Source organism: Massilia sp. IC2-278, from assembly GCF_020708045.1.
GTDB lineage: Bacteria > Pseudomonadota > Gammaproteobacteria > Burkholderiales > Burkholderiaceae_D > Telluria.
In genome coordinates this window covers 1091139-1099540 of the sequence record NZ_JAJFES010000001.1, presented here as the reverse complement: position 1 = coordinate 1099540, position 8402 = coordinate 1091139, and the positions used below count along the sequence as shown (strand labels likewise).

The window sequence follows — 8402 nt, the reverse complement described above, 5'->3', positions numbered from 1 at the left end:
TCGCGATCGCAGCGGTTCGACAAAAGCCGGGCTGTCCGAAAGGGCAGTCCGGTTTTTTTTAGGCGCTGTCACCGTTTGCTGTGGATGGGTCCGATTGCAAGGCGAAACAATTGATCGGCAGAAGTAATCTTGCCGCCATCGAGCATCCGGCGCCAGTCCAGGTAGTTCGGCAGATAACGCGACGCGACGCCATGAAAGGGCAGTAGCCACTCGCGCAAGCGCTGGTGATAGGCGTTCACGTTCTGTACGTGGACCGCGCCGTGGGCGCCCATGCGCAAACGCTCGCCGGCACTGACATTGACGGCCTGGTGCGCAATACCGTGTGCACGGGCGAATGCGCGATAGGCTGCGTTCGCGTCGGTCACGAGCAGGACATCCGGGTCCAGGAAGGGCAGCAGGTGGAGCTCCAGCTGGGCCTTGCTGACGGCGCCGCGGCCGGTGACGGCATCGATGGTCTGTCGGTTGCGATCGCGCGCCACGAGGATGCAATCGAGCTCGCGCGAGATGCCGCGCCTGCCGGCTACGCCGCCCCGCTTGCGTGCAGTCCGGTCGAGCTTACGCGCCCCCTTTTGTGATTCCAGGATGAACATCTCGTCGGCCTCAGCGATACCATTCAGGCGCGCTGGCCGGTCTTCCTTTACCCGGTCCAGGAAGCGATGGCGCCAGCGGAAAGCGGTGTTACGGTGCACCTTGATGCTGTCCGCCGCCGCGCGCACCGGGCGCGACGCACGCATCGCATCGAGATAATCGAGCCATTTCTCTTTGAGCCGAAGGCGCGCCAGTGGCGTACCAGTCAAATCGTTGAAGGTGCGCCTGCACGATAAGCAGCGGTAGCGTTGCAGGTCGTTCGCGTGGCCATGCCGGTGCCAGCGTTCGCACTGGCAATGCGGACAGCGGCGCCCGGCCGACCTGCCTTGTTGGATCAGCGCGAGCACCTGATGCAGCCCGGCCGCCGGCCGCAGCGCGTCGAGCACCCGTAGCCGCTGGGGCTGGTTCAGTGCGGGCAAGGCTGCAAACCACTTGGTGAAGCGAGGCGCTTTCATGGTCGACCCATATCGATGGCGATATGGCTTGGACCGCGAGGGTGCTCAGCAGTTCAATACTCACCTATAGCTAACGATGACAGCGCCTTTTTTTACGATTTTTCCCGGTCCAGGACAAGCTTTGTTGCGCGCCGTAGACGCTTGCGGCCCTGCTTCAGGCCCCTTCAGGCAGGGCGGCCAAATGTTCTTGACAGCAAAATGGAAAGAATCGACACTGGCCGCCTTGTTTGCAGTGCTAAAGAGCAACAACCAAATCATATGAGTAACCACGCCGTCGCACACTGGACCCGCACCTCCGCCACCTGGCTCGGCTGCGCCGTTCCCGTCTCCCTGTTGCTGGCCGCTTGCGGCGGCGGAGGCGGCAGCAAGCCAGCCCCTGCGCCGGCGCCGCCACCGCCGGTCGCCATCAAGCCGACCGTGCTGGCCCTTGGCGACGCGCGCGCCGCCAAGGGCCTGGACGGCCAGGCGCTGCTCGGTTTCCGCCTCGCGCTGCGCGCCGACGCCAACTTCCCGGCCCAGGTCAGCTTCACGGTCGAAGGCGGCACCGGCGGCGCCAGCTGCGCAGCTGGCGTCGATTACCTGACCCCGGCCAGCACCAGCATGAGCCTGGCCAGCGGCAGCAGCGAACGCCAGTTCAACCTGCAGGTCTGCCCAGGCAGCGCCAGCGCCGACAAGGTCCTGACGGTGCGCTGGAACGACGGCGCCAACAGCGGCACCGCCAGCGGCACCATCCGTGCCAACAGCATTGCGGCCGGCGCCGGCATCGAGAACAGCAAGCGCCTGAACGACACCGGCATCGCGGCCTGCGCCAGCGCCGGCGCAAACGGACTGGCTTGTCCGCAAACCGGCTTCGCCGGCCAGGATGCCGAGACCGGGCGCGACGCCAACGAGCGCGTGGTCGGCCAGGGCAGCTACAAGACGACCGGCTTCGTCATGACCGTGCTGCCGGGTTCGGCCTGCGTGCAGGACAGCGTTACCGGCCTGGTCTGGGAAGGCAAGAGCGGCACCGGCCTGCATGCGCCGGACAACACCTACACCTGGCTGCTGCGCAACGGCGCCAATGGCGGCGCAACCGGCACCGCTAACGGCGGCGTCTGCAGCGGCAGCAATTGCGACACCGAGAGTTTCGTGGCCGCCGTGAACGCCGAGCGCTGGTGCGGCTTCTCCGACTGGCGCCTGCCGACGGCCGATGAATTGTCCGGCATCGTCGACGCCGGCGCCACCGCTGCGCCGACCATCCGCGCCCAGTTCGCCGGCCAGGCCGCGGCGCCATACTGGAGCGCATCGCCCAAGGCGGGTGATGCTGCCGGCGCCTGGATGGTCGACTTCAACAGCGGCGTGGTCGGCGCGGTCGCCAAGACCAGCCCGCAACGCGTGCGCCTGGTGCGCGGCAACTGACCGTCACACGACCCAACTCTCGGCAACCGAACACGGAGTCCACATGAAATTCCCACTGCGTCACTGCGCACTGGCGCTGGCCGTCCTGCTGGGCGCGGCGCCACTCGCCCAGGCCGCCTGCAACGGCATCGACATCGCGGCCGACACCCCGGATGCGCGCTTCAAGGACGGCGCCGGCGGCGTGGCCGACAGCGCCACCGGCCTGGTCTGGAAACGCTGCCCGGAAGGCCTGAGCGGCGCCGCCTGCGACAGCGGCACGCCGGTCACCGGCAACTGGGGCGAAGCCCTGGCGCGCGTCGCCGCCGTCAACGCGGCCGGCGCGACCCTGGGCGAGGGCCAGAGCGACTGGCGCCTGCCGAACCGTAACGAACTCGCTTCGCTGGTCGAGCGCAAGTGCACCGCGCCGGCCATCAACGCCACGGTGTTCCCGCGCACCCCGGCCCAGAGCTTCTGGACCGCTTCGCCCTACAGCCTGAACGCGGGCCTGGCGTGGTACGTGGACTTCAACGCCGGCGACGTCGCCGCCGCGCCAAAGACCGGCGCCCGCAACATCCGCCTGGTCCGCGGCGGAAACTGACGCGCCGTACCCGGCAACCCACAGTAATACACCGCACCCCATAACAACACAACACCATGCACGGGCACTGAGGACAGGGCCCGGCCAACAGTCAACACTGGAGATTCACATGTTCAAGCAAGTCGTTCCCGTCAACCAGCAGCGCCACGCTGGCAAGAAGATCAAGCAGGTCGAAGGCTTCGGCTTCGCCTCGCAGTTCCACATCGCCTACGTGACCACCCACGAGTTCGTGCGCTCGGCCGCGATCTACCCGCTGGTCTTCATCGAAGACAAAGAGAAGGACGAGTTCCGTCCGGTCGCCCTGCTGGGCCTGGACGCGGGCGAGAACCTGTTCGTCGGCGAGAACGGCAAGTGGTCGGCTTCCTACGTGCCGGCGATCATCCGCCGCTACCCGTTCGCACTGTCGCAGGCGAGCGATGACGGCCGCTTCCTGGTCTGCGTCGACGAAGGCAGCGAGCTGCTGAGCGACACCGAAGGCACCCCGCTGTTCAACGAGCAGGGCGAGCCGACCGAAGTGATCGAGAACGTCAAGCGCTACCTGTCGGAACTGCAGCAGATGGACGCCATCACCGCCGAGTTCTGCAAGTTCCTGGCCAAGAACAACCTGTTCGTGCCGCTGAACATGCGCGTGCGCCAGAACGACAAGATCAAGAACATCTCGGGCTGCTACGTCATCAACGAAGAGCGCCTGAACAACCTGTCGGACGAGCTGTTCCTGGAAATGCGCACCAAGCACTACCTGCCGGCCATCTACGCCCAACTGACCTCGCTGTCGCAGATCGAGCGCCTGGTCATGCTGAAGGACGAGCAGGCCAAGCCGGCCGCCTGATTCCAGGCCGGGCAGGCCAGCGCCTGCCGAACCATGTCGGGCCCGCAGCTGCACCAGCTGCGGGCCCGACGCGATTCTACGCCCCGTTTTTTTGGCATTTATGGCAATGACCGTGTTGAACCCGCTGCATCCTCCACTGCGTCTTCCGCTGCGTGCGACCCGCCGCGCCTGCGCGCTGCTGGCGCTCGGCCTGGCCTGCGCCGGCCCGGCCGCACCGGCCGGGGCAGGGGTGTTCGACCCGGCCGCCGCCCGCCCCGCCTCGGCCTCGTCCCCGGCCGCGGCCCTGAAGGGCAACGTGGTGCTGACCCCGAAACTGCTGCTGCAGCTGGTCGCCGGCCATAGCGCCGAAGTGGCCTACAGCCGCGCCCAGATCGAGGTCGCCGGTGAACTCAGCAAGGCCGAGGCGGCGCTGTACGAGATGGTGCTGTTTTCCAGCCTGCGCAAGGACGATACCCTGCGCCAGCGCACCGTCGAGGAACGCATCTCGAGCATCGCCACCAGCAAGCTCGACGTGCTCGACGAGCGCCTGCAAACGGCCGAGATCGGGCTGCGCGAGCGCCTGCCCAGCGGCGCCGACATCAGCCTCAGCTACCGCGCGCGCGAGCAGCGGAACAACATCATCAAGAGCGCCTCGCCGACCGACACCCAGTACGACGGCGCCCTGGTGCTGCAACTGCGCCAGCCGCTGCTGCGCGGCTTCGGCAAGAGCGTCATCGAGACCGACCTGAAGGTGGCGCGGGCCGAGGAAAAAATCGCGTCCCTGCAGTACCGCCAGCAGCTCCTGAAAAGCGGGAACGACGCCCTGGCCCTGTACTGGCAGCTGTACCGCGCGCTGGAAGTGAGCCGCATCCGCGAGCAGGCGCTCGACTACGCACGCCGCGTCGAAGCCGACACCCTGGCGCGCATCGAGGCCGGCAAGCTCGCCGCCAGCAACAAGATCGAGGCGCGCAGCGCGGTGCTGGTGCGCGAGGTCGAGCAGATCCGCGCCGCCCAGGGCGTGCGCGAAGTGCAGTCGCGCCTGGAGACCCTGCTGAATGTGCCGAACCTGTCCGAGCAGATCACGCTGTCGGTGCCGGCGAACGCCGCCGAAGCCAGCCGCGTCGAGCAGGTCAGCCTGGCGCAGCGCTATGCCGATGCCCTGGGCCGCTGGCCGGCGCTGGGCATCGCGCGCCTGCGCCACGAACAGGCCGGCATCCGCCTCGACTACGCGCGCAACCAGAGCCTGCCGGCGCTCGACCTGGTGCTCAGTAATACCCGCACCGGTTTGTCGGGCAGCTACGGCACCGCGCGCGAACTGACCGAGGGAGGCCACTATCCCTCGTGGTCGATCGGCGTGAACCTGGAAGTGCCGCTCGGCGGCAACCAGAAGGCACGCTCGCAGGCGCGCGCCCAGGATGCGCGCGTGCACCAGGCCGAGCTCGAGGTCGACTCGATCCGCTCGGCGCTGGCGAACGACGTGCGCACACGCTGGGAACAGGCGCGCGCCGGCGTTGATGAAGTCGAGCGCATGCGCGCCGACATCGAACTGCGCACCGAGATGCTGCGCATCGAGCGCGTGCGCTACGACGCCGGCATGGGCCTCTTGTCCCAGTTGCTGCTGCGCGAATCCGAACTCACCGAAAGCCGCCAGCGCCTGGTCGACAGCCTGGCGCGCATGGGGCAGGCCAACGACGCCCTGCTGTACGCCGACGGCAGCCTGCTCGACCACTATGCCATCACCCTGGAACACTGACATGTCTCTTCTCCGTCCGCGTGCACGCCTGAACCTTTCCGCTGCGCTGGCCGGCGCCCTGTTCGCCGCGCTGCCGGCCCTGGCCACCGAATACGTCGGCCTGGTCCACCCGAAGAACGAGCTGACCCTGAGCATGGGCGTGCCCGGCGTGGTGGCGCGCCTCGACGCCCGGCCCGGCCAGGCAGTGCGCGCCGGCCAGACCCTGATGGTGCTCGACGACCGCATGCAGGCGCTGGAAGTCTCGCGGCGCCAGGTGGTCTATGAAGACAACAGCGAGCTGAATGCCGCTCGAGACCGCGTGCGCGTGCTGCAGGGGATGTACGACAGCACCAAGCGTGTGTTCGACAGCACCGGCTCGATCAGCCGCGACGAGATGGGCAAGCTCGAGGTCGAGTATTCCGGCGCCCGCGCGCGCCTGGAACAGCTGCAGGCGCAGAAGCGCCGCGAAAAGGTGGAGTACGACAGCGCCCTGCAGGAACGCGCGCTGCGCGCCCTGAACGCGCCGCGCGGCGGGGTGCTGACCCGCGTCGAGCCAAAGGCCGGCGAATGGATCAAGCCGGGCGAGGCCCTGATGGTGCTGGTCGACGCCTCGCAGCTGTACCTGACCACGAACGTGCCCCTGAGCGCGGTGCCGGGCCTGAAGGCAGGCCGCGAGATCGGCGTGCGCTTCGAGGACGCCGCCGGCAGCGCGCCGGCCAAGGGCCGCGTGACCTACGTGTCGAGCGTGGCCGACGCCGCCAGCGGCCTGGTCGAGGTGCGCGTCGACGTGCCAAACCCGGGCCTGCGCATCCGCCCCGGCATCAAGGGCATGATCGACCTGCCGCTGCGCCAGGCCGGCGCCAACTGAACGATCCGGAGCTTCGATGAACCGCCCAGCAGACTTCCAGCCGCCCGCCGGCACCCCGGCCCCGCGCGACGCCAGCACCGTGATCCGCGACCTGACGGCGCTGCGCCGCCAGCCGCGCGAACGCCTCGGGTACTGGAACGACTATTGCACGCTGCTGCGCGAGCTGTGCCGCGCCGGCACGGCCCTGCTGGTGCAGCGCTCCGCTGAGGGTGAATGGCGCCTGCTCGGCGGCGCCGCCGGCGACGACTGGGCGCTGCGCCACTGGCCGGCCGTGGTTGCCGGCCGCGCCGGCCAGCCCCTCGACAAGGGCTTCGCGGTGGCGCCGCTGCAGGACGAGGCAGGGCGCCTGCGCATGCTGGCCCTGGTGCAGGTAAGCGGCCTGCCCGATGCGCTGCTGGTGATCGACATTCCCGAGAGCGAACGCGCGCAGCTGAACGAACTGCTGATGCGGGCGATGCTTGTGGCCGACGTCGGGGCCGGCGCGCCCTCCGCATCTTCCTCGGCTCCTTCGCTGGACAAGAAGCCCGCGGATAAACAAGCGTCGTCGGCGCTGGCCGCCTTTACCGGCAAGCCGGACGCCGCGCCTGCCGGCGCCGACACCGACACCGCCGCCCTGTTCGACCTGACCGCCCAGGTGGTCGCCGAGCCGAGATTCGGCGCCGCCACGCTGATGCTGGTCAACGGCCTGGCCGCCCACTACGGCGCCTCGCTGGTGGCGCTCGGCTGGCGCCACGGCGGCGCGGTGCGCACCGTGGCCCTGAGCCACGTCGACCGTTTCGAACGCAATACCGAACAGGTGCAGCTGCTCGACGAGGCCTTCCTCGAAGCCCTGGGCCAGCCCGGTCCGGTGTGGATCGGCGGCGCCGCTCTCGACCCTGAAGCCGAAGCCGGCGCGCCGGTGCTGGCGCGCGTCGCCCGTTCGCTGACGCTGGCGCGCATGTACGCGCTGCCGGTGCCCGATGGCGTCGGCGGCACGCGCGCCGTGCTGCTGTTCGGCTTTGCCGGCGCCGCGGCCACGGAGCCGGCGCCGCGTGCGCTGCTGCAGACCATGGGCTTCCTCCAGCCCTGGCTCGAAGCCCAGCGCGGGCGCGAGCGCTGGTGGGGCCTGCGCCTGCGCGACTGGACCACCCAGCGCCTGGCGCGCTGGCTGGGGCCGGGCCGGGTCTGGACTCGCAGCGCGGTTGCGGCGCTGTCGCTGCTGCTGCTGTTCGCCGTGTTCGGCACCTGGGACTACCGGATCGAGGCCAGCGCCCAGCTGAGCACCGACAGCACGCGCCTGATCAGCGCCCAGTTCGACGGCCGCGTCGACGCGGTGCAGGCGACCGCCGGCGACGTGGTGAAAGCCGGCGCGCCGCTGGCCGCGCTCGACACGCGCGAACTGCGCCAGCAGCAGCTCGATCTCGGCGCCGAACGCCAGCGCCTCGGCGCCGAAGCCGACAAGGCGCGCGCCACCGGCAACCTGGCCGACCTCGGCATCGCCCAGGCGCGTGCGGCCCAGGCCGACGCCCGCCTGGCGCGCGTGGCGCAGTACCTGGCCCAGGCCCAGACCGTGGCCCCGTTCGACGGCGTGGTGGTGGCCGGCGAGCGCAAGGACCTGCTGAATGCGCCGGTGAAGAAGGGCGACAATCTGTTCCGCATCTCGCGCATCGACGGCCTGTACGTCGAGATCATGGTGCCCGAGCGCGACGTGCGCTTCGTGCATCCGGGCGCGCACGGCGAACTGCGCCTGATCGGCCGTCCCGACGAAACCATTGGCTTTACCCTGGCCACCGTGATTCCGGTGGCCCAGGTCAAGGGCCAGGAGGGCAACCACTTCCTGGTCAAGGGCCGGCTCGACGGCGCGCCGCAAGCCTGGTGGCGCCCCGGCATGAGCGGCATCGTGCAGCTCGACGGCGGACGGCGCAACGTGGCCTGGATATGGACCCACCGCCTGGTCGATTCGCTGCGCATGAAGCTGTGGTGGCTGGGCTGAGGAG

General features: G+C 69.2%; 7 protein-coding genes. 6 read left to right on the top strand and 1 reads right to left on the bottom strand.

The window, feature by feature from the left end; all coding sequences use genetic code 11:
* Window positions 1–68 precede the first annotated feature (68 nt).
* Entirely contained in the window at window positions 69–1043 is a 975-nt protein-coding gene (locus tag LK540_RS04805; protein WP_229435887.1) for an IS1595 family transposase, read from the bottom strand.
* 258 nt (window positions 1044–1301) lie between these two features.
* Here LK540_RS04805 and LK540_RS04800 point away from each other — a divergent pair, with 258 nt between their 5' ends.
* The 6 genes from LK540_RS04800 to LK540_RS04775 all read left to right on the top strand — a co-directional run bounded on the left by LK540_RS04800 (window position 1302) and on the right by LK540_RS04775 (window position 8398).
* Window positions 1302–2441, top strand: coding sequence for a DUF1566 domain-containing protein (locus tag LK540_RS04800; RefSeq protein ID WP_229435886.1), 1140 nt, complete (start codon window positions 1302–1304; stop codon window positions 2439–2441).
* Between the two features lie 43 nt (window positions 2442–2484).
* Window positions 2485–3018 (top strand): DUF1566 domain-containing protein, encoded by a 534-nt coding sequence (locus tag LK540_RS04795; protein ID WP_229435885.1) that lies wholly within the window; start codon window positions 2485–2487, stop codon window positions 3016–3018.
* Window positions 3019–3127: 109 nt separating this feature from the next.
* Complete coding sequence (locus LK540_RS04790; RefSeq protein ID WP_229435884.1) at window positions 3128–3847, top strand: SapC family protein; 720 nt, start codon at window positions 3128–3130, stop codon at window positions 3845–3847.
* A 106-nt stretch (window positions 3848–3953) separates the two neighbouring features.
* On the top strand, window positions 3954–5579 hold the full coding sequence (locus LK540_RS04785; RefSeq protein ID WP_229435883.1) for a TolC family protein: 1626 nt from the start codon (window positions 3954–3956) through the stop codon (window positions 5577–5579).
* Window position 5580: 1 nt separating this feature from the next.
* A complete protein-coding gene (locus LK540_RS04780; RefSeq protein ID WP_229435882.1) occupies window positions 5581–6426 on the top strand; it encodes an efflux RND transporter periplasmic adaptor subunit in 846 nt (281 codons plus the stop codon).
* Window positions 6427–6442: 16 nt separating this feature from the next.
* Window positions 6443–8398, top strand: a complete 1956-nt coding sequence (locus LK540_RS04775) for an efflux RND transporter periplasmic adaptor subunit (protein ID WP_229435881.1) — start codon at window positions 6443–6445, stop codon at window positions 8396–8398.
* The last annotated feature ends 4 nt before the right edge of the window (window positions 8399–8402 follow it).